Source organism: Streptomyces sp. NPDC053665, assembly GCF_055585285.1.
The window spans coordinates 466,099-485,889 of record NZ_JBVJKK010000004.1; the positions used below are offsets into that span (position 1 = coordinate 466,099).

At 70.8% G+C, this 19,791-nt stretch carries 16 protein-coding genes; 4 read left to right on the forward strand and 12 right to left on the reverse strand.

Translation table 11 applies throughout. The features are described from left to right. Nucleotides 1–45 precede the first annotated feature (45 nt). The 6 genes from ACZ6ZN_RS19080 to ACZ6ZN_RS19105 all read right to left on the reverse strand — a co-directional run bounded on the left by ACZ6ZN_RS19080 (nucleotide 46) and on the right by ACZ6ZN_RS19105 (nucleotide 7,417). Entirely contained in the window at nucleotides 46–2,823 is a 2,778-nt protein-coding gene (locus ACZ6ZN_RS19080; RefSeq protein WP_469647660.1) for a glycosyl hydrolase, read from the reverse strand. A gap of 476 nt (nucleotides 2,824–3,299) precedes the next feature. After that, on the reverse strand, nucleotides 3,300–4,163 hold the full coding sequence (locus tag ACZ6ZN_RS19085; protein WP_469647663.1) for a hypothetical protein: 864 nt from the start codon (nucleotides 4,161–4,163) through the stop codon (nucleotides 3,300–3,302). A 29-nt stretch (nucleotides 4,164–4,192) separates the two neighbouring features. Further along, nucleotides 4,193–4,558 carry a peptidase inhibitor family I36 protein gene (locus tag ACZ6ZN_RS19090; RefSeq protein ID WP_398111596.1) on the reverse strand — a complete coding sequence of 122 codons (366 nt, stop codon included), beginning with the start codon at nucleotides 4,556–4,558 and terminating at the stop codon, nucleotides 4,193–4,195. A 286-nt stretch (nucleotides 4,559–4,844) separates the two neighbouring features. Beyond that, nucleotides 4,845–5,465, reverse strand: a complete 621-nt coding sequence (locus ACZ6ZN_RS19095; RefSeq protein WP_469647666.1) for a hypothetical protein — start codon at nucleotides 5,463–5,465, stop codon at nucleotides 4,845–4,847. 168 nt (nucleotides 5,466–5,633) lie between these two features. Beyond that, nucleotides 5,634–6,449, reverse strand: coding sequence for an SAM-dependent methyltransferase (locus ACZ6ZN_RS19100; protein WP_469647668.1), 816 nt, complete (start codon nucleotides 6,447–6,449; stop codon nucleotides 5,634–5,636). 206 nt (nucleotides 6,450–6,655) lie between these two features. After that, nucleotides 6,656–7,417, reverse strand: a complete 762-nt coding sequence (locus tag ACZ6ZN_RS19105) for a hypothetical protein (RefSeq protein ID WP_469647669.1) — start codon at nucleotides 7,415–7,417, stop codon at nucleotides 6,656–6,658. 423 nt (nucleotides 7,418–7,840) lie between these two features. On the opposite strand from ACZ6ZN_RS19105, the gene ACZ6ZN_RS19110 reads away from it, so the two are divergent. Together ACZ6ZN_RS19110 and ACZ6ZN_RS19115 are read left to right on the forward strand one after the other, a co-directional pair. Continuing rightward, nucleotides 7,841–8,827: a hypothetical protein gene (locus ACZ6ZN_RS19110; RefSeq protein ID WP_469647672.1), complete on the forward strand. Its 987-nt coding sequence runs from the start codon at nucleotides 7,841–7,843 to the stop codon at nucleotides 8,825–8,827. Between the two features lie 287 nt (nucleotides 8,828–9,114). Continuing rightward, complete coding sequence (locus tag ACZ6ZN_RS19115) at nucleotides 9,115–9,582, forward strand: hypothetical protein (protein ID WP_469647674.1); 468 nt, start codon at nucleotides 9,115–9,117, stop codon at nucleotides 9,580–9,582. 65 nt (nucleotides 9,583–9,647) lie between these two features. On the opposite strand, the gene ACZ6ZN_RS19120 is transcribed toward ACZ6ZN_RS19115, so the two are convergent. The 4 genes from ACZ6ZN_RS19120 to ACZ6ZN_RS19135 all read right to left on the reverse strand — a co-directional run bounded on the left by ACZ6ZN_RS19120 (nucleotide 9,648) and on the right by ACZ6ZN_RS19135 (nucleotide 16,325). Then, nucleotides 9,648–10,538 carry a C40 family peptidase gene (locus ACZ6ZN_RS19120; RefSeq protein WP_469647677.1) on the reverse strand — a complete coding sequence of 297 codons (891 nt, stop codon included), beginning with the start codon at nucleotides 10,536–10,538 and terminating at the stop codon, nucleotides 9,648–9,650. Between the two features lie 153 nt (nucleotides 10,539–10,691). Further along, the gene (locus ACZ6ZN_RS19125; protein ID WP_469647679.1) at nucleotides 10,692–14,615 is read right to left on the reverse strand and encodes an nSTAND1 domain-containing NTPase; all 3,924 of its coding nucleotides are present in this window, start codon (nucleotides 14,613–14,615) and stop codon (nucleotides 10,692–10,694) included. Between the two features lie 204 nt (nucleotides 14,616–14,819). Continuing rightward, nucleotides 14,820–15,269, reverse strand: coding sequence for a peptidase inhibitor family I36 protein (locus ACZ6ZN_RS19130; RefSeq protein WP_398111589.1), 450 nt, complete (start codon nucleotides 15,267–15,269; stop codon nucleotides 14,820–14,822). Nucleotides 15,270–15,395: 126 nt separating this feature from the next. Continuing rightward, nucleotides 15,396–16,325 (reverse strand): hypothetical protein, encoded by a 930-nt coding sequence (locus ACZ6ZN_RS19135; protein ID WP_469647682.1) that lies wholly within the window; start codon nucleotides 16,323–16,325, stop codon nucleotides 15,396–15,398. A 265-nt stretch (nucleotides 16,326–16,590) separates the two neighbouring features. Here ACZ6ZN_RS19135 and ACZ6ZN_RS19140 point away from each other — a divergent pair, with 265 nt between their 5' ends. Continuing rightward, nucleotides 16,591–16,716, forward strand: a complete 126-nt coding sequence (locus ACZ6ZN_RS19140) for a hypothetical protein (protein ID WP_469647684.1) — start codon at nucleotides 16,591–16,593, stop codon at nucleotides 16,714–16,716. Between the two features lie 83 nt (nucleotides 16,717–16,799). Then, complete coding sequence (locus ACZ6ZN_RS19145; protein WP_451879964.1) at nucleotides 16,800–17,324, forward strand: hypothetical protein; 525 nt, start codon at nucleotides 16,800–16,802, stop codon at nucleotides 17,322–17,324. A 98-nt stretch (nucleotides 17,325–17,422) separates the two neighbouring features. Here the strand turns inward: ACZ6ZN_RS19145 and ACZ6ZN_RS19150 are convergent, their stop codons facing one another. Further along, entirely contained in the window at nucleotides 17,423–18,079 is a 657-nt protein-coding gene (locus ACZ6ZN_RS19150) for a fasciclin domain-containing protein (protein ID WP_451879963.1), read from the reverse strand. Nucleotides 18,080–18,150: 71 nt separating this feature from the next. Then, the gene (locus ACZ6ZN_RS19155; RefSeq protein ID WP_469647686.1) at nucleotides 18,151–19,764 is read right to left on the reverse strand and encodes a molybdopterin-dependent oxidoreductase; all 1,614 of its coding nucleotides are present in this window, start codon (nucleotides 19,762–19,764) and stop codon (nucleotides 18,151–18,153) included. Between the last annotated feature and the right edge of the window lie 27 nt (nucleotides 19,765–19,791).

The window sequence follows — 19,791 nt, forward strand, 5'->3', positions numbered from 1 at the left end:
GGCGCCTGGGTGGCGTCGCCCGCCGCACGCTTCTCGTGCGTCTGATCAGCTGTAGGGGATCACCACCACGGACTTGTCCGTGCCGGTCTGGAGTTTCGCAGTGCCGTTGCCGATGGCGCTCCAGACTTCCAGGCGGACGGTTCCGCCCTTGAGGTTGCCGAGGGTGCCCGTGGAGGCCTTGAGGCCGCGCGTCTGGGCGTACTCCTCCCATCCGGCGACCGGGTCGGTGGCGAAGTAGTTGTACGTCTCGGTCCGGTCGAAGCTCCCGTCACCGGTGAAGTCGTAGCTGACGCGTGCCTGCTGGCCCAGGCCGACGGTGGTGCCGGCGTCCACCTGCAACCGGAACGTCGTCCCCGCGCCCGGAGTCAGCGTCCCGTTGACTCCGCGCACCTCGTAGACGAGAGGCTGGTACGGAGTGCCGTCGTGGTTGGCGCCGCCGCCGGAGACGATCGTGTCGCTGCCGGAGGTGCCACCGGTCGCCGTGGTGAGCACTCCACCGCTGCGCAGCTGGAAGGTGTTCCCCGTCGGCGGGTCGGGATCCGGGTCGGGGTCCGAGGAGCCCGACCCCGTGGCGCTCGCGGTGGAGCGAGCCGGGACGGAGAGGGTTTTCCCGTCCGAGAAGGTGACGGTCCGCGCCGACGCCCCGTGGTTGTGGGCGACGTAGGTACGGGTCGTCCCCTTGGAGAAGACCGCCGAGGTGGGCAGGTCGCCGGTCACCGTGGCGTCCGGCGCGCCGATGGCGTCGAGCGTGTTGATCCAGTGATAGGTGTGCGCCTTGGACTCACCCTGCTCCGGCGTGTAGCCGGCGTTTCCGGCGTCCCACTTCGACTTGGCCGAGGCGGGGTCGGCCAGGGACTGGAACTCCCAGAGGATGTCGCGCCACTCGACGGCGGGGCCGCCGTTCTCCCGTTCCATCTCGGCGATGTTGCGCCGGATCGCGGCCTTCTCACCGCCGAGGTGCAGTGAACCACCGGTGACGGGCAGGACGTTGATGCCGTGGATCTCCTCGGGGTTGGCGGTCCACCAGGTGGAGTAGGCCGCGCCGCTGCCCCAGACCATGCCGGCCGTGTCGTGGTTGAAGGAGGAGGGGAAGACCTGCTCGTCCGCGTCGAACCAGTACTGCGCGATCGCTTCCGACTCGGTGGTCAGCAGGTAGGTGCCCAGGTCGCGCAGCGAGGTGTCCCCGGTCGCGGATCCCCACAGGACGAGGGCCGCGCTGAGGTTGGTGGACTCGGAGGAGGACTCCTGGTTGTTGCCGGCGGCGAAGCCCTGGTGGCCGGAGGCCCAGCTGTGGCCGGCGTAGACGTCGAAACCGCGCAGGAAGGGGAAGGCGGTGTCGGTGCGGCCGGGGTTGGCGGCGTCGCGCACGAGGGTCTTGACCATGCCGCCCCACGCGGAGTCGGCGGCCCATCCCTGGTCGTACTGCGCGACGATCGCGGCCGCGTAGACGTAGTAGCTGTAGTGGAAGTGGTGGTCGTTGAGCTCGGTGTCGCTGCCGTACGAAGCCGGGTAGCCCGTGAGGGTCTTCCAGTCCTTGTCGTAGCTGAACTCGTTGGCGCCACCCGCTGTGAACCAGTCCTGGAGCTTGCCCTTGAGCAGCCCGAGCAGACGGTCGCGCGTGCCGGTCTCACCGATCTGCTCGGCCACCGGCACGAGTTGGGCGAGGCGGCCGAGCGCCTTGCCGGTCCAGTAGGTGTCGGTGGCTCCCGAGAAGGGGTCGGAGGCGTTCACGACCTCGTTCAGGTAGCCGCGCAGCCGGGCCGCGTCCACGCCACTGGACTTCGGCAGCCCGGGCAGTACCGCCGCCGCCTTCTGGCTCGTGGTGAAGGAGGCCGACTCGCGGACCTTCATGGTGCCGCGCGGGGAGACGTAGGTGTAGGAGGTCAGCGCGTCGGAGGTGTTGAGCCACTGGTGGCGGTAGAGCGCCTGCAGCGTGCCCCGCTCGGTCCCTTCCTTCGCCTCCGTGGTCAGCGTGTACGTGGCTCTGACCGTGCCGCCGGAATAGCTCCAGGCGACCTTGGAGTCGGTGACGAAGCTGAAGGCGTACTTCTTGAAGGTCGCCAGCGCACCGGTGGACGGCAGCACGGCGACGGAGAAGTAGTCCTTGGAGCCCAGGCCCGCGGAGACGGTGGACCCGGAGACGTTCCAGTCGCTGCCGGTCGGCGCGAAAAGGGCGTAGTGGTGTCCGGCGACGGTGATGCCGAGGACGTTGCCCTGGTCGCTGAAGACCGTGGGTGCGCCGGCGGTGGTGATCTGCGCGTTGCCACCCGTGCCCTTGGCGTAGACGAACGGGGAGCCGTGGCCGATGGTGGTGCGCAGGGTACGGGTGCCGTCGGACCACAGCGGAGTGACCGTCCAGTCGGACCAGTCGTCGGCCTTGGTGTCGGGCGAGTTGAGGCCGCTCAGGCCGATGGTGAGGTCCCGCTTGTGGGCGAACTCGTACTGACGGCCGTCACCGACGATCGAGGGGGAGGTCGGGTAACCGATGTCGAGCCCGCCGGCCGTGGCCTGGTAGGTGAGGGGATGACCGTACATGGGGGTCGACCACGGGTTGTCGCCGTAGCGCTGGAAGGCGAGGGAGGACCACCAGTCGTTGGTGGGCACGGCCCGGTTCCGCGCGGCGGCGGTCACCTTGGGCGTGACCGGCGTTCCTGTGTTGGTGGTGGGGCCCGACGTGCCGGACGGCCGGGTGTCGGAGTAGCTGCCCGAGCCCACGGGCACGGTGGCCGCGGCCGCCGGGGTGGCGGCCGGGCCGAGACCGAACGCGGCGAGGGCCGGGGCGAGCAGCAGGATCGCTGCGCGTCTGGAGTGTGGGGATGGCATGGGGCACCTCGAGTCTGCACCGGAGGGGAGTCTGAGAGCGCTCTCAGATGGCCGGAACGTAAATGCTGGGTAATAGAGGTGTCAATGGCCTGAACACAACCGGTAGTTGATGGCGCAAGACATCCGTTATGTCTTCGCAGGTTGACGCTGAGACTCGGTGAGTCGGACCCACGGCGCGGAGTGGACGGATGAACTCCGGGCCGCGGGCCGACAGCGCCACACGTCACGCCTCTCCGAACGGGGAGTTCCTCGTGCCACCGGCGAGGCAGGCTGCCGTCCGCGTCATGTCCGCATCGTCCGAGAGCGTGGGGCACACGGGGCGCAAGCGAGGTGGGCGTGCGTGTCCGCTACAGCGTCGCGGAGGGTGAAGCCTGCGAGACGATCGGTCTCTGTGACGGGCGTGCCGTCGTGCCCGGCACCGGCTTTACCCGGCCCGGTAACCGCCTTCCCGTATACAGTCCCCGGGCGTCGGCCACTCACTCGTCCGCGGTGCGCAGTGCCCGTTCCTTGGCCCGCCGGTAGTCGGCGACGGTCGAGCGGTCCTCCGCCGTGAGCAGCGTGCCCTCGACCCTTCGCTGGACGCCCGCAACGGTCTTCGCCAGTGCGGTCTCGGCCTGGCAGCGGGCGTCGGCCTTCGCGGCCGCCATCTCGTCGCGGCCGAGCGCTCGCAGCCGCTTCTCGTCCCGCGCGGCGGCGGGGAGACGGGAGTTGAGGGATGCGCGGGCGGCCTGGAGGTCCGTGGCGGGGTGCCCGGATTCCTTCATGCAGGCGGACCAGCGCCGGAGCGCCTCACGATAGGCCGGATCGTCCTCGACGGTGGCGAGCACCCGGTTCGCCAGCTTCATGGTGCGCGGCTCCAGCGTGTTCCACTTCGGCCCGTACACCTCCGCGTTCGCGCGGGCGACACAACCGTCCGCCGAGTACTGCACCGTGGTCCCGCCCGTGAGCCGGAGCGTCACCCGGTGCTCCGGGGTTCCGGTCAGGGCCTCCTGCCAGGACTTCGAGCGCGGCGTCTCGGCAGGTGGCGGAGTGGACCGCAGGTGAAGGTACTCGCCGACGATGCCGTAACCGTCCGCCGCGGCTCGCTGCGGGGTGAGCAGCCCGTAGGGGTTCGTCTCCGCGCCGCGCGCCGAGGAGTTCGCGGGCTGCGCCGTGTAGTCCTGGCCACGGGCCGCCATACAGGCGGTGACGGCACGCTCCGTGCGGTCGTGCAGGCGCACCGAGTCGGCGTGACTCACCGCCGTGGCTCCCGACAGCGGGCGGACATCGGGAGGTGCGGGCGCACGGCCGGGCTCCTCCGAGGAGGAGCAACCGGCCGCGGCCAGTGCGGTGATCAGCACCAGGTGAGCGAACCGCCCGCGGTGTCGGCTCAGCACCAGCGGTTGGAGGCGACGTTGTCCTTCCACGGGCTGTACAGAGGGGAGTACGTCCAGCCCCGCTGCGCCGTGGCGACCGAACCTGTGTAGTTCAGGCCCGAGTAGACGCGCACGTCGCAGTTGTTCCCGTTGTTGTACAGCGACTCCGCGTTGTTGAACTTGTTGTACTGCAACAGGTTGGTGTTGTTGCCGTAGACCGTTCCGGGGTCGCCCGCGCCGTCGGTGCCCAGATACGCGCACAGCGCACCGGACGGGCAGTCGGACCACGCCGCGTTGGCGGGGCCGGCGGTCATCAGCGCGGTGGCAGCCAGCGCCGCAGCACCTAATACGACACCGGCCTTGGAGACCATCCGTTTCATGTTCCGTCCTTCGATCGGTGCCCGCTCTGCTCAGCGGTCACGAGGGGAGAGATGGCGCCGAGACGGTCGTGACGTGTCGCGCGGCGGGATGTCGGTCGCGTTCCCCTGCGCGATGCGTCACCGACCGGGTGCGAGTCGTCCAGCGCACCGGGAGGACCGTCGGGCCAAGACTTTCAGCGGGCAGCGACCTTATGTACGGGGGAACCGGCCATAGTTGGACCGCAGTGACACCGCACGCGTGGCGATGCCGGGGGAGCAGGGGCGGTCGGTGCGGGTGTGGTGCCGGTCAGGAGGTCTCGACCGCCTTCGATCCCTCGGGGCAGCGCTGCCGGGCGGCCTGGCGACCGCTCGAGAGCTCCGCCGGTTCGGCGGAGCAGGGGAGGAAGCCGGTACCCGTCCCCTCCCAGGTCCGGACGTGGCCCCTCACCGGCGCGGCGGAGCCGCAGGCATAGGCGAAGTCGGCTTCGACGGCCTTGCGATAGCCCCACGAGTAGTACGCACCCTTGAGATCCCCGGTCGCCGCCTCGAAGACGTGTCCGAGACGCTCCTCGGGCACGTCGCGCTCGCTCGGGCCGGCGAGCGGCTCCTCCACCCGGAGGTGCTTGCCCAAGGCTGTGATCACGTCGGCGGCGCCGACCCCTCGCGGTGCTCCGTTCACCACGGGCCGCACGCGGGTCTCGCCGACCGGCTCGAGCCGGGCCGAGTAGGACGCTGTCCTCTTCTCCAACCGGATGGGGTCCGCGAGTTCGGTCAGCTCCTCCGAACGCCGCACATCCGACCAGGCGTACGTCCCGTCCGTGCACGGGCCGGCGCCCTCCTGCTCGCCGTCCGTACAGGCCGCCGGCCCCGCTGCGAGGACCACCGTGGCCAGAGCGGTTCCGCCGAGTCTCCGTACTGTGCCGCGCATGCGCCGGCTCCCGTCCCCCGTGTGCGGACGCCCGGCGTCCACACCATGATCACTGTAGGAGACATGGTCGGGCGCCGGGCGGAGAACAGCAAGGAGATCGAACGTCACCGGGGCTGGGAGCCGATGACGCCGGCGGCCTACAACGTCACGCCGCAGCAGGCCGGTTGGTCACGGCTTGCGGGCGAGGCCGCCGTGTTCGGCGATCACCTGCGGGGCTGGGTCCGTGGGGTCGGGCCGCCAGAGCGGGACGGACACGACGCCGGGTTCCAAGAGCTCCAAGCCGTCGAAGAACGAGGTGATCTCGTCGACGGTGCGCAGCGTGTACGGCACCGCGCCGCTCTTGTTGTACCCGTCCTGCGCCTGCTCGAAGACCGGGTCGATGCCTCGCGAACCATCGTTGATGGAGAGGTAGCTGCCGGACGGCAGTGCTCCCATCAGACGCGTGACGATCGAGCGCGCCTGGTCGTAGTCCTCGATGTGTCCCAGGATGTTGCTGAGGATCAAGGCCGTCGGCCGGCTGAAGTCCAGCGTGTCGGCTGCGGCCGCCAGGATGCGGTCCGGGTCCAGCACGTCCGAGTCGACGTAGGCGGTCGCCCCTTCCGGCGTGGAGTTGAGCAGAGCGCGGGCGTGCGCCAGCACCATCGGGTCGTTGTCGGCGTACACGATCCGCGACTCCGGGGCGATCCGCTGGGCGACCTCGTGGGTGTTGTCGGCGGTCGGAAGCCCTGTCCCGACGTCGAGGAACTGGCGAATCCCCGCCTCGGCGACCAGGTGCGTGATGTTGCGGCGCAGGAAGGCGCGACTGCTGCGGGCGATGGTCACGATGCCGGGGAACACGGCGGTGTAGGCGTCACCGGCCTGCTCGTCGACCGGGTAGTTGTCCTTCCCGCCCAGCCAGTAGTTCCAGATCCGGGCCGAATGCGGCACGGAGGTGTCGATGTTCTGATGCCCTGCCGGTCCGGAGGTGGTCGCGTGGTCGGTCATGTCTGCCGTCTGTCTTTCAGCCGAAGCGTTCGGTTCAGGTCACAACGTATGGCCTGACCCCCCTGCTCCGTAAGGCAGTTCACCTGTCCGGTGCATCCGAACAGCAGCTTGCGGCGTCGATCCCCCTTCACTGGGCCCCGCCGGCCGGTCGTCGAGTGCGCCGGAGCCGCGCAGTGCGTCTCCGGCGCAGTGAAGGGATGGTTGCTCTACGCGTGGTGCAGCTCCGCCGAGCGGCCGACACGCACACGGCCCTCCGGTGGACGCAGAGCACTGACCTCGGTCCAGTCCTTGGCGAAGCTTCCCGGGGGTATGACGGTCACGTCCGCGATGTTGTTGCCGTCGTCGATGGAGCAGACGACGCCGCGTCCTTGGGACTTGCCGTAGAAGAGGATGCGGTCACCACTCACGGCGGTGATCTGGGTCCAGTCGGTGGCGAAGCTTCCCGGGGGTATGACGGTGACGTCTGCGATGTTGTTGCCCTCGTCGATGGAGCAGACGACGCCGCGGCCTCCGGTAGCGCTGTAGAACAGGATGCGGTCGCCGCTCAGAGCGGCGATCTCCGTCCAGTCCTTGGCGAAGCTTCCTGGGGGTATGACGGTGACGTCTGTCAGGTTGTTGCCGTCGTCGATGGAGCAGACGACGCCGCGTCCCTGGGACTTGCCGTAGAAGAGGACGCGGTCGCCGCTCAGCGCGGTGACCTCTGTCCAGTCGGTGGCCAGACTGCCGTTGGGGATGACGGTGACGTCCGCGATGTTGTTGGCGTCGTCGACGGAGCAGACGACGCCGCCGCCCCTGGCTGCGCTGTAGAACAGGAGCCGATCGCCGCTCAGACCGGTGAAGGCGGTCCAGTCCTTGGCGAAGCTGCCCGCGGATATGACGGTGACATCCCTGAGATGGTTGGTGTCGTCGAGGGCGGCGACGACACCACGTCCCGTGGCCGCGCCGTAGAAGAGTATGAGATCTGACATTTTCAGCTCTCCCTTCACATTGTTTGCGTGGTGATTCCGCTCGGGTGTCGAATTTCCTCAAATCGTTGCCCGAGAATCCCGTCCAATTCCGTTCACGACATTACTCGCGCCCTGTCTGACCTGCATCTTGTGTGGGGGAGAGAGGATTTCGGCTCGTATTCGAATCAAATGTTGAGGGTGAAATGAATATCCTGGCAATTGAAATGTGCATCATTCGACGGTGTTCGTTCCGGTCGGCGCCCATCCGGCCACGGTGAATCCCGCGGGTTCTGCTCGCGTTATCCATTTGGACTTGCGATGACGCCCGTGCAGCGGAAAACTTGAAGGGTGAGAGCCCTGTTGAGGTGAACTCCGGGTCGCTCGGCGGAGGGCGGAACCATGACGGATTCCCCTGTGCGGATCATCCCTGACGAAGACGGAGACGTGGCGGGCAGGCGAAAGTCCTCCTGGCACCAGCGCGCCTCGGCGTATGTCGCCGAACTCCAGGGCGACCTGGGCACGATCGAGGCCCGCGGCGAGCTGTCGAGCGAACGGCAACGGCTCGTGAACAAGGCCAAGGTTCAGCTCGAGGCTGCTCGAGAGGCTCTCAACAGCAGGGACACACCTCTGTCCCTGCTGTCCGGCTCTGCCGTGGACCGCACGTGGGCGAACATCCACCGGGCCGAGGTCACCATCCTGAAGCTCGCCGGGGAGGCGGAACTGGCGTGGTGGGGCCGCGAGGTCCTCGCGCGGGCGCAGCAGCACCTCGGTGACGAGGACCCGTTGCGCAGCGAACTGGAGCTGCAGCTCCGTTCGAACGGGCGCGACGTGGACTCCCGGTTCAAAGACCTCGCGGTGCGGGCGCTGCGCGCGGCGAACGACGCCCAGGACCTGGAAAGGGCGAGGGCACGCAGCTTCCGCAACATCCTGCTGACCTCGGTCCTGCTCACCGGCCTCATCGCCGGGCTCCTCGTCTTCTGGGGATACGCCGAGCCGAGCGCGATAGCGCAGAACCTGTGCTTCCGGCCGAAAGTCAACTTGGTCTGCCCGATCGACGGGACGCCGGAGGGCGCCGACGTACTCATCGTGGAGTTCTTCGGGCTGTGTGGGGCGGCTCTGGCAGGCGCCGTGTCGCTGCGCCACATGCAGGGCACCGCGACACCGTACATGGTGCCCATCTGCCTCTTGCTGCTGCGGCTGCCGGTCGGCGCCCTGGCCGCGGTCTTCGGTCTGCTCGTGATCCAGGGCGGCTTCGTGCCGGGACTGACGGACCTGGACTCCGGTGCCCAGATCCTCGCCTGGGCCCTCATGTTCGGCATCGCCCAGGAAACCGTGACACGCCTCGTCGACCAGCAGAGCAAACGCGTTCTGGGCAACGTCAGGGGGCCGTCGAGGGGCCTGCGCGACGAGGACGAACCCGACGAGAGGTAGGCCCACCGCCGTCCTCTGCCGAGACGGTGTCCGTGCACGCCGGTTGGGCACATGCCCGCCCGTACGACCATGTCGCGAGCCCGTGCACACCCTGACACTTGTCAGTGTCGCGACGCGCCGTGCCCGCACTACGGTCCGAGGCGCTGACACGGGGAGCGCCGGGCCGCTGCGGCACCCGGGGGAGCAGAGGAGCCGGCGCTCCGGCGCGTGACAGCAGCAGCCGTGGTGGCGGCATCCGGCCGCCGGAACGGCTGCGTCAGTCGCGACTACCGAGGGATCACATGAGCGTGAGCAGAACCAAGACACGAGTTGTTGCGATGGTCGTGGCGATGATCGCCGCACTCCTCGTGCCCCTGGCGGCGTCGGCACCGGCGCAGGCAGCGCAGGACGGCACGGCCGGGACCACCGCATGGACACCGCAGATCTCCCCGCTGTTCTCCGGCGAGTGGGTGAGGCGGGACGTGCCGGCCGACAAGCGGAACTCGGAGCTGATCGCGTGCTCCCTGGCATCCGGGATCGCCTGCGTGGCCGTTGGCCAGGGTGACGGCAAGCTGAGCATCTTCCACCTGTTCAAGTGCGACACACGGTCGCTCTCGAACTTCGTCGACTCCCTCTTCGCCCGCAACAATCAGACCGGCGGAGCCCAGGTCCGCTTCTGGGGACCCACCTACTCGTACCACGCCCCGGCGGACGGCCAGATCTACAGCTTCCCGGACTACGCGACCTACGACTTCCACAGCCTCGACATCTGCTGAGGCGCGTGGACCCGGGCACCGCTTGATCGCGGTGCCCGGGTCCCCTGCACGGCGCTGCGGCCCCGTCACACCATCGGCACGGGCTTGTCCGTCCCGCAGTCCGAGACGCCGTCGAGCCACGCCGGCCCCTGGATGTAGATGTTGCTCACCCACGCCCGGTAGTCCGGCAGGTACGACCACGCGTCGTTGTCGTAGCCCTCGGCGCTGACCATCTCCGCATGGATCTGGCACTGCACCCGGATGGTGGTGGAGTACGGGAAGGCGTACACACGCGCCGCGCCGAGCGCGGGTTTGGCCTTGGTCCACACGTCGGTGCCCCAGGTCTGGTGGATGTGACCGGTGACCTGGCCGGTGTTGACGCGGACGGCTCCGAAGTAGCCGTTCATGCGGACGTCACTGACCATGAGCCGGGTGCCCGACTCCTTCGCCTCGACCATCTTGCCCGCGCCCAGGTAGATGGCGATGTGGTGCAGGTCGTCCGGCGTGCCCCAGGCGAGGAGGTCGCCGGGCAGGAGCGGAGCGAGGCCCTGTGCGGCCGTGAAGCGGGCCGCGGCCCGATGCGTGTAGTACTGCTGGCTGGCGATGCCGTCGAGGATGTCGGAGCCCGTCGCCTTGGCGTAGGCGTGCCGTACCAGGCCGGAGCAGTCGAAGCCGAGCCGCTCCGGGTCGTGCGCGCTGTCGGGGTCGGTGGGGTCGATCTGCCCGTAGGTGGCGCCCGGCCGGGGACCGTGGCCGCCGCCCCACGTGTACCAGGTGCCGGCCGCCACTTCGGCGCAGGCGGCGGCGATCGCCCGCTCCGCGGCGGCGGAGGCCCCGGGAGCGAGGGCGCCGCACTGCGCGGCGGCCGTCTGCGGCGTGGACTGCGGGCCGGGCGCGGCGGCGGCGGACACCGGTGCCCAGAACATCAGGGCCATCAAGGCGATCAGTGTGCGGATGAGACCGGTCCGGCGGACCATGCCAGGACCCCCGTTTCCTGTAGGCGGTGAAGAAGTGGTCGCACAGCAGCCTGCTCTCCGCGGCCCGTTGCCGTCGACGCCCCGCCCGTCGACTGTTGCCGGCAGGCAACGGGAAACACCTGGGAAACACTTCCCGATCAGGGACTCCGTCCCTCAGTCCCGGCCGTCGCAAGGGGTCTTGTCCGAGAGCGGGACCCCGGGCAGCAGGGGGGCGCGTTCGTCCGCGTCCAGGTCCGCGCGCAGCCGGCAGATCTCCGCCAGCCGGGACCGGGGGTCGAGGTCCCACAGCCGTACGGTGCCGTCGGTGCTGCTGCTGGCGACCGTGTGTCCGTGCGGAGCGAAGACCACGCTCCACACCGCGTTGGTGTGCCCGGTCAACGTCGCCCACGGACGCCTTCCGGCCACGTCCCACAGGCGCACCGTACGGTCGTTGCCGCTGCTGGCGAGCGTCCGGCCGTCCGGGGCGAAGGCGATGCCCCGGGTGGAGCCGATGTGCCCGGTCAGCACGGCCGGCGCACGGCGCCGTCCCACGTCCCACAGCCGGATGGTGCCGTCGTTGCCGCTGCTGGCCAGGGTCCGCCCGTCCGGCGCGAACGCGACGCCGCGGACCGCGCCGGTGTGGCCGCCCAGCGTGTCGAGGAGCCGTCGCGCGGACACGTCCCACAGGCGTACGTCCAGATCGTCGCCGGCACTCGCCAGGGTCCGGCCGTCGGGGCTGAAGGCGACACCGTTGACGTAGTCGCGGTGGCCGGTCAGCGTCGCCCGCGGCGTGCGCTCGTCCACACCCCATAGGCGCACCGTGCGATCGGCGCCCGCCGAGGCCAGAGTCCGGCCGTCGGGCGCGAAGGCGACGGAGAGCACCTGCCCCGAGTGGCCCCTCAGCGTCCTCAGCAGCGAGCGGCCGGCCACGTCCCACAGCCGGATCGTGCCGTCGGAACCCGCGGAGGCCAGGGTCCGCCCGTCGGGTGCGAAGGACACCGAGAAGACCGTCTCCGTGTGGCCCCGGAGCGTCCCCACCAGCCGCCGCCCGCGAACCTCCCACAGGCGCACGGTGTGGTCGGTGTCGGCCGTGGCCAGCAGGGACCCGTCCGGGCTGTACCGCGCCTGCCACACCTCCGTGAACGGACGCGCCGTCAGCACCGGGCCGCCCAGGTCCCACAGGACCACGGACCGGTCGAACCCGGCCGTGGCCAGCAGGGAGCCGTCCGAGGTCACGGCCACCCCCATGACGTAGTCGGTGTGGCCGGCCAGCACGGCGGTCTGCCGGCCGCTGCGCACGTCCCACAACCGGGTCGTGCCGTCACCGACCGCGCCGATGACCGTGGTGCCGTCGGGGGTGTACGTCACGGCGTTGATGTCGTCGCTGCTCCCCGGCAGCGTCGCGCTGAGCCGGCGGCCGCGGACGTCCCACAGCCGTACCGTCCGGTCGATGCCGCCGGAGGCCACCCTGCGGCCGTCCGGGGAGAACGCCACGCCCAGTACCTCGTCGGTGTGCCCTTTCAGCACGGTCGACTGCGTCGCCCGGTCCGTGTCCGTGTCCCACAGCCGCACCGTCCGGTCGCTGCCGGCGGAGACCAGGGCCCGGCCGTGCCGCGCGTACCCCAGCGCGTTGACCGAGCCCTCGTGTCCGGTCAGCGTCGCGGTGATCCGCGGCCTGCCCGCCGTGCCCCACACCTCGATCGCCCCGCGCGTGGTCGCGACGGCGAGCCTGGCTCCGCGGGGGTCGAAGGCCAGCGTCCGGGCGCCGCTGGTGCCTTCACCGAGCACGGCCGTCCGCCGGGCCCCGGCGACGTCCCACAGACTCACGGGACCGCGTGCCGACGTCGCCGCCAGGAGACGGCCGTCGGGGCTGAAGGCGATCGACCGGACGGGGCCGTGCACCGCGAACGTGGCGGTCGTCCGGCGGTCGTGCACCCGGCGCAGCGTCACCGTCCCGTCGGAACTGGCCGTCGCCAGGGTCCGGTTGCCCGGCGCGAAGGCCACCGCGTTGACCGCGCCCCGGTGGCCGCCCAGCCGGCCGGAGAAGGGCTGGGACTGCGTGCTCAGCAGCGCGCCGCGCGCCTCGGTGGTGGCGTGGGTCCGATAGGCCTCCCCGGCCAGCAGCATCGACGCCTCGGGCTGCCCTCCGGCGAGTGACGCGGACCGTACGGCGAGGGCCTGGGAGCGGGCGACGGCTTCCTGGTCCAGGGCGCTCTCGCGCTGCTGGTAGGCGAACGCCCCGGCGGTCAGGGCCAGGCCCAGCAGCACGGCGAGGGTGGCCAGCATCGACTGCCGCAGCCGGACCTGGCGTCTGCTCTGCCGCTCCAGCACCTGCTGCTCGGCCAGGCTCGCCCCGAGGAAGGACTCCTCGCCGGGACTGAGCCGGCTCCAGCCGTCGAGCTCCTCGGCCCAGGAACGCACGGTGTTCAGCCGGGTGCCGCGGTACAGGACGGACGGATCCCGGCCTTCGCGCTCCCATTCCGCGGCGGCGTGGGCCAGTTGCTGGTGGAGCAGCAGTCCGGCGCGGTCGGCGTGGATCCAGTCGCGCAGCCGCGGCCACGCGTGCAGGAGCGCCTCGTGGGTGATCTCGACGGTGTCGCTGTCCATCGTGATGAGCCGGGCCCGGACGAAGGCGTCGAGCGCGGCGGGAGCGCCGTCGGCGTCGGCGAGCTGCTCCATCAGCGCCGCCCGGCCCATCCGGCGGCGGGTCGCCCCCGCCCCGTCCGCGACGTACACCAGGCGGGACAGCACACGGCGGATCGTCTTCTGCTCGGCCGGATACAGCCGGGTGAACACGTTCTCGGCGGTGCGTGCGATCGCGCCCCGGATCCCGCCGGCCCGCTCGTACCCGGCGACGGTCAGTGCGGAGCCCTCACGCCGCTGCCAGGTGGCCAGCAGAGCGTGCGAGACGAGCGGGAGGGCCCCCGAGGGCGTCTCGTGCGCGCCGGGATGGCCCCCGGCGGGGTCGGGGGAGGAGCCGCCCGGTCCGTCGAGCAGCCCCGCGTCGCGCAGGAGCAGGGGGACCAGCCCCGGCTGGAGGGTCAGCCCGGCGAGCCGGGCCGGGCGCGTGATGGACTCGCGCAGCTCCGCCAGGGACATCGGGGGGAGCACGTACAACGCGTCGGTGAAGACCGCGGCCAGCTCGGGCAGTTCGAGACAGCTGCCCGTGAAGTCGGCCCGCATGCCGAGCACCACGACGGCGGAACCGTGCCCGCCTGCGTCCGGCCAGGACGCCGCCAGCGCGCGGAGCACCCGGACGAAGGACCGGCGCTCGTCCGCGTCCGTGCAGAGCGTGAAGAGTTCCTCGAACTGGTCGACGATCAGCACCGGCCGGCAGGGCGGCGGCCGGCGGCCCCCCGCAGGAGCCCCGGGCGGGGCCTCGGTCATCGCCCGTACGGCGTCCGGCACCGCGCCGGGGTGGCGGCGGGCTTCCTCCACGGTGACTCCGAGGTCCCCGCCCACCGCCTTCGCGGTGCGCTCCAGCAACTCCTCCAGCGGCCGCGACGTTGGCGTGAACGTCACCACCGGCCACCGGTCGGCACCGGGCATCGGGAAGGCGCCGCGCCGCAGGGCGGGCACCAGTCCGGCGTTGAGCAACGACGACTTGCCCGCACCCGAGGGCGCGACCAGCAACAGCGGGCCGTTGCCCACCCGTTCGAAGACCCGTTCCACCAGAGCGGCCGTCGCCCGTTCCCGGCCGAAGAACCACTCCGCGTCCTGCGGGGTGAACGCCGACAGTCCACGGTAGGGACACGGCTCGTCGGACCGCTGCTCGGCCATCGCGGCCTCGGGTGCGTCCTCGCCGCCGGAGGGCGGTCTCTCCTGGACGAGCCGGAGCAACTCCCCGTCCGCGCCGAGCACTTGGTCACAGAGTCGGGCGACATCGAGGGTCGCTCGCTTCGTTCCGGTCTCGATCTTGCTGAGGTAGCCCTTGCTGTAGTGCGTCTGCCGTGCCAGATCGGTCAGTGACAGGCCGCGCGCCTGGCGCAGTCGTCGCAGTTGCGCGGGGAAGGACTGCGTGGTCGGCGCGTTCCCGTCCCGCCCGTTCCGGTCGTCGGCGTCATGCCCGTGCTGCGGGTCTCCCACGGTGTCCCCCATGGCAGTGCGTCCGTGAGACGGCGGATGCCCAGGCTACTGCGGGGGCGCGCAGGGCAGCCGAGCCTTTCCCCCGGTGTGGCGAAAAGGCGAACGTCCGGAACCTGTGGGGCGGTTCCGGACATTCTGCGCGGCTTGCTGCGCCGAGTCGGGGCGGTGGGGCGGCCCGCAGGGAGCGCGGGCCGCCCGTTCGCCGTCGACGGCGGATCAGGTCAGGAAGGCCCCGCAGGCGCTCCTGGCCACCCAGCGGTGCGAGGTGATGTTGTCGTTCACGATGACGCCGTTGGTGAACCGGTTGTCGGTCAGGTTGTCGGCGTACAGCTCGCCCGGCGCCAGACACGCGTGGCCGCCACCGTAGTTGTCGTTCTCGTAGAAGGCGACGTGGTCCAGGCCGCCCGTGTAGCCGCGGTTCATGACGGAGGTCGCCTTGTCGTTGGAGCCGGGACCCCAGTTGCTGCTGTTGCCCGCCGTGCTGATCAACAGGGTGCCCCCGCAGTCCAGGTCCTGCCAGGCGTACATGTAGCCGTTGCGCGGTCCCCACTTGCTGTTGCAGCCGGGGCCGGGAACGGCGCTCTCCGCCGCCTGGGCGGTGGCGGGCACGGCCAGGCCCAGGGCGGCGAGCCCCAGGACCGCTGCGGTGACGCTGATCTTGCGCATGCTGTTTCCCTCGTTTCCTGTCACTGTCGGTGTGGTGCCGGTCGTGCGGAGGTGCGGGTGCGGTGTGCCGGGCCGTCGGCCCGGCGCGCCACACCGGTGAGCGGTGTCGGGCCCCGGAGCGCGTGGTCAGCGGCGCTCCGGAACGATCCGCACCGCCCGGTCGTAGGCCCGCTGACCGAGGTGCCGGTAGGTGTCGATCTCCTGGCCGTACCGGTCACGCAGGCGTTCCAGGTAGTACGTCTCGCGGGCTGAGGCCACGGCGCGCAGGGAGGTCTGCCGGGCGCAGACGGCGTCCGCGACGGCGACCCTCCGCTCCGCGGCGAACGCCTCATCGGAACGGGCCGGTTCCAGCCGGCCGGCGTTGCCGCGGACGGCGTCGCGAGCGGCCCGCGGATCCTCGTACGGCAGTCCCGCCCGCTGCATGCACCGCGACCACGCCCTGACCGTGGAGCTGAGCCGGCGGTCCCTCATGAGCCGGTTCCCGTAGAGGGCGTTGAGACCCGTGACGACCTTCCCGGCGCGGAACCAGGCGGCCGGGTCGCCGTAGAGCGTGCGCTCGGCCTCCGCCATGCAGCCGCCCAGACGCTTGCGGATCTTCCCGCCCCCGGGCAGGGCCACCGTGAGCACGCGGGCGTCCGCGCCGCCGTCCAGCGCCGCGTCGAAAGCCGCCCGCCGATCGGCCGGCAGACCCTGCCGGTAGGCGGCGACGGGATTACGTGCGTGGAGGGCCTGCCCCTTCGCCTCGATCCGGCCCCCGTACCCGTGGGTGCGGGCCCACGCCACGTCGTCCTGCACGAAGCGCACCGGCCGGCTCTCGTCGAGCGTCAGACCGCGGTCCTCCCAGAAGGTGAAGCCCCGGCGGTTCATGCACTGCTTGACCAGACGCTGCTGCGCATCGGCGACGCGCAGCTCCTGCTGCCAGGTCAGCGCCGCGGGCCGTGAACGCGGGCCCCCTGTACGGCCGTCGTCGCCGTCACCGCCGGTGCACCCGGTCGTGACGGTGACGGCCGCGGTGGCTGCCACAACCGCGCAGACCGACATCAGTGCCCGTCGCATGGACTCCGCCTCCCTTCACCGCGGCCGGCTGACGGATCCAGAGTCGCGCCGCCCCGGGCCGGGCGGCGACGGGTTTCCTGTTGCCCACCGGCCCGGTGACCGGGAAACCGGGGACGAGCAGGGGGGATGCGGGAGTGAAGGCAACCGGGGGGCGGCCGTCCGTGAAGGACACGGCACTGCATGTCGATCGCCCGAACGGGTACAGGGCCGCAGCGGTGTCCTCGACGAGGCGCCGACGGAGCAACTACGGGCAGGAGGGGGTTACATGCTTGATGGTCAGTTCCTGGCCAAGGGTGCCGGAGAGGGCACTCCGGCCTTCTGGCTCATCGCTGTCGCCTTGGTGGTCGTCGTCGGCGTGGCGTTCCTGGTGTCCAGAGCCCGCAACAAGTAGGAGAGGGCCTTGCCACGCCCGAAATGACGTCAGAGGGAAACGCGCACCGCATGGCGGACGGCACGAGTGGGCAGACGTGACCCATGTCCGGAACAAGCGGCTCCACCATGCCCGGCGTCGAGTTCTGCTCGTTGAAGGTGGACACGCCCCAGTTGATCGCGCCCGGGTCGGCTTACAAGGTGGTGCGGTTCCCGTTCGGGGCGGGCGAGTCCACGGACAGGTGGGAGATGCACCAGGCCGTGCAGCCCGACGGCTACGTGGTGTCGAACTGGGCGAGGGACGACCGCAGCGGGCTGATCTGGCCGTCCAAGGCCGGCCTCGGGCAGCTGTATGCGCTCCTCCAGTGGGAGGCGCGCAGCCGTAAGGGCGGCTACGAGGAGCTGCGTGACCAGTTCGTGCGGGACCCGCTCGGTCTGACGCCGCGTCCCGACGACACCACAGCGACCGAGCACCGCGTACCGAGTCCGGGCCGGCAGTTCTTCGCGAAGCACTGGGCCATCAACGTGGACCCTCGTACGCCGCTGGCACTGCGCGTCACGCACGATGACGCCAAGGCGAGGCTGCTCCTGCTCGCCGAGTTCAAGCTGGTGATCCACCACGCTGGTTGAGGGTGTCCCCTGCACCTCGGGGACCGGTCTCCGGGCGTGAGTGCCTGCCGGCCGGGCGCGCTCGCGCGAAGCCCGGCCGGCAGGTGGGGGAGGGGCGGTCAGCTCTGCGGCATCAGCACGGTGTCGATGATGTAGACGTTGGCGTTGGCGGTCTTCACGTTGCCGCAGACCACCTTGGCCGAGTCGTTGACCGTGTACGACTCGCCGGACCCGGACGTCGTCAGCTTGGACTTCGCCAGGGTGTCGAAGGAGCCGTTCTCCAGGTCCTTCGGGGCGAGCTTCTGGCCCACGACGTGATAGGTGAGGACCTTGGTCAGCTGCTCCTTGTCGTTGAGCACCTTGTCCAGGTCCGCCTTCGGGATCTTGGCGAAGGCGTCGTTGGTGGGTGCGAAGACGGTGATGTTCTCCGCGTTGTTGAGGGTGTCGACCAGGCCCGCCTTCTTCACCGCGGTGACCAGGGTGGACAGCGCCGGGTTGTTGGAAGCGGCCGTGGCCACGGGGTCCTTGGCCATGCCGTCGAAGGATCCGGCACCGTCCTTGGGCACGGAGGCGCAGGCGGGGCCGAAGGGCTCATCCGCGGCGGACGGGCTGGAGCCCGCCATGGCGTCGTCGGAGGCGGGAGCGGACGCCGATGCCTTGGTGTCGGAGTCGGCCTTCGACGAGCTGCCGCCGTCGTCGGAGCAGGCGCTCAGCGCGAGGGGGAGGACGGCCGCGGCTGCGACGGCGGTGGCGATGCGGCGGACACGGGTGTTCATGCGGTTCTCCTGATGATCGAGCGGCCGTCGGCCGCTGTCGGGTGTAGGGGAAAAGGGAATGGTTCGGGGGGTCACTCGACGGTCACCGCGACCGAGTGCCGGCCACTGGCACCGTCGGGAGCCGTGCGCGTGCGGTGCGCGGTCTGCACCTGACCGGTGCGGTCGGCGGCGCGGACGGTGAGGGTGTGCGTGCCCTTGGTCGCCTTCCAGGGGAAGGACCACTGGCGCCAGGTGTCCCGGGTGTCCTCGGCGGCCAGCGTGGCCTCCTGCCAGGGACCGTCGTCCACCCGGAGCTCGACCCGGTCGATGCCGCGGGACTGGGCCCAGGCGACCCCGGCCACCATCACGGTCCCGGTCTTCGGACGGGCGAACGGTTTCGGTGTGTCGATCCGCGACTGGGTCTTGACGGGTGCCTCGCGGGCCCAGTCGCGCCTGACCCAGTAGGCGTCGTAGGCGTCGAACGTGGTCAGTTCGATGTCCTCGATCCATTTGCAGGCCGACACGTATCCGTACAGACCCGGTACGAGCATGCGGACCGGGAAGCCGTGCTCGAAGGGCAGCGGGGCACCGTTCATGCCGAGGGCGAGCATCGCGTCGCGGCCGTCCATGACGTCCTCGACCGGGCTGCCGATGGTCATGCCGTCCACCGACCGGGCCACGAGCTGGTCGGCACGGCCCCCCTTCGACGGCGGCACGACACCGCACTCCGCCAGGAGGTCCGCCAGCCGGACGCCGATCCAGCGGGCGGTGCCCACGTACGGGCCGCCGACCTCGTTGGACACACAGGTGAGCGTGATGTGCCGTTCGATCAGCTCACGTGCGAGCAGATCGTCGAGGGAGAGGGTGAGCGGACGACGCACCCCGGTGCCGTGGATGCGCAACCGCCAGCTCCTGGCGTCGACCTTGGGCACGACCAGGGCGGTGTCCACCCGGTAGAAGTCCTCGGTCGGGGTCACGAACGGACTGACACCCGCCACCCGGACCCGGGCCCCCCGGGGTGTCGGGGGAGCGGGCGAGCCCGCGGCCGGGAGGACGAGGCTGTTCCGGGAGGCGACCGCGCCCCTGCCGGCGGAGTCGTTCAGGGACCGGCCCAGCACACCCGCTCCCGCCGAGGCGGCGGCAGCGACCGTGGCCGCGATGACGAAACCACGTCGGTCCCAGCCTTCCTCTCCGCTCGCGTCCGGGTGCCGGTCCGATCCGCCGGGGGAGCGGCCCGCGGTGCTGATCCGGCCCGTGAGGAGGTACAGGAGACCGGCCGCGACCACCGCCCCCACCAGGGAGGGAAGCGCGTCCACGACACCCTCGGAGTCCGGTCGCCCCAAGGCCGCCGCGGAGCCGACGGCACCGAAGACCAGCACTCCGGCCGCTCCCAGGCGCCGATGGCGCAGCCCGAGAACACCGAGAGCCAGGGCGAGGACCACCAGGACGGCCAGGATGCCGGCCTGGAGCACCAGTTTGTCGTCCGCACCGAACGTGCGGATCGCCCAGTCCTTCACCGCGGCCGGGGTGCGGTCGACGACCGCACCGCCGACCACCACGACCGGACCGGCTTGTGGCCGCACCCATGCCGCCACCAGTTCGGCCACGGTCAGTGCGGCGAATCCGGCCAGCAAGCCGCTCAGCGCACCGAGCACAAGGCGCAGTCGCTGCACGGGAGTTCGTGGCTTCTTCTCTTCTTCGCTCACGTGGGTAATCCGCTGCCGGACGGCGGC

Bases quoted from the DNA above. Each gene is read 5' to 3' on its own strand.
- ACZ6ZN_RS19080 (WP_469647660.1), bottom strand. From the start codon at position 2,823: ATGCCATCCCCACACTCCAGACGCGCAGCGATCCTGCTGCTCGCCCCG.
- ACZ6ZN_RS19090 (WP_398111596.1), bottom strand. From the start codon at position 4,558: ATGAAACGGATGGTCTCCAAGGCCGGTGTCGTATTAGGTGCTGCGGCG.
- ACZ6ZN_RS19095 (WP_469647666.1), bottom strand. From the start codon at position 5,465: ATGCGCGGCACAGTACGGAGACTCGGCGGAACCGCTCTGGCCACGGTG.
- ACZ6ZN_RS19100 (WP_469647668.1), bottom strand. From the start codon at position 6,449: ATGACCGACCACGCGACCACCTCCGGACCGGCAGGGCATCAGAACATC.
- ACZ6ZN_RS19105 (WP_469647669.1), bottom strand. From the start codon at position 7,417: ATGTCAGATCTCATACTCTTCTACGGCGCGGCCACGGGACGTGGTGTC.
- ACZ6ZN_RS19120 (WP_469647677.1), bottom strand. From the start codon at position 10,538: ATGGTCCGCCGGACCGGTCTCATCCGCACACTGATCGCCTTGATGGCC.
- ACZ6ZN_RS19125 (WP_469647679.1), bottom strand. From the start codon at position 14,615: ATGGGGGACACCGTGGGAGACCCGCAGCACGGGCATGACGCCGACGAC.
- ACZ6ZN_RS19130 (WP_398111589.1), bottom strand. From the start codon at position 15,269: ATGCGCAAGATCAGCGTCACCGCAGCGGTCCTGGGGCTCGCCGCCCTG.
- ACZ6ZN_RS19135 (WP_469647682.1), bottom strand. From the start codon at position 16,325: ATGCGACGGGCACTGATGTCGGTCTGCGCGGTTGTGGCAGCCACCGCG.
- ACZ6ZN_RS19140 (WP_469647684.1), top strand. From the start codon at position 16,591: ATGCTTGATGGTCAGTTCCTGGCCAAGGGTGCCGGAGAGGGCACTCCG.
- ACZ6ZN_RS19145 (WP_451879964.1), top strand. From the start codon at position 16,800: ATGTCCGGAACAAGCGGCTCCACCATGCCCGGCGTCGAGTTCTGCTCG.
- ACZ6ZN_RS19150 (WP_451879963.1), bottom strand. From the start codon at position 18,079: ATGAACACCCGTGTCCGCCGCATCGCCACCGCCGTCGCAGCCGCGGCC.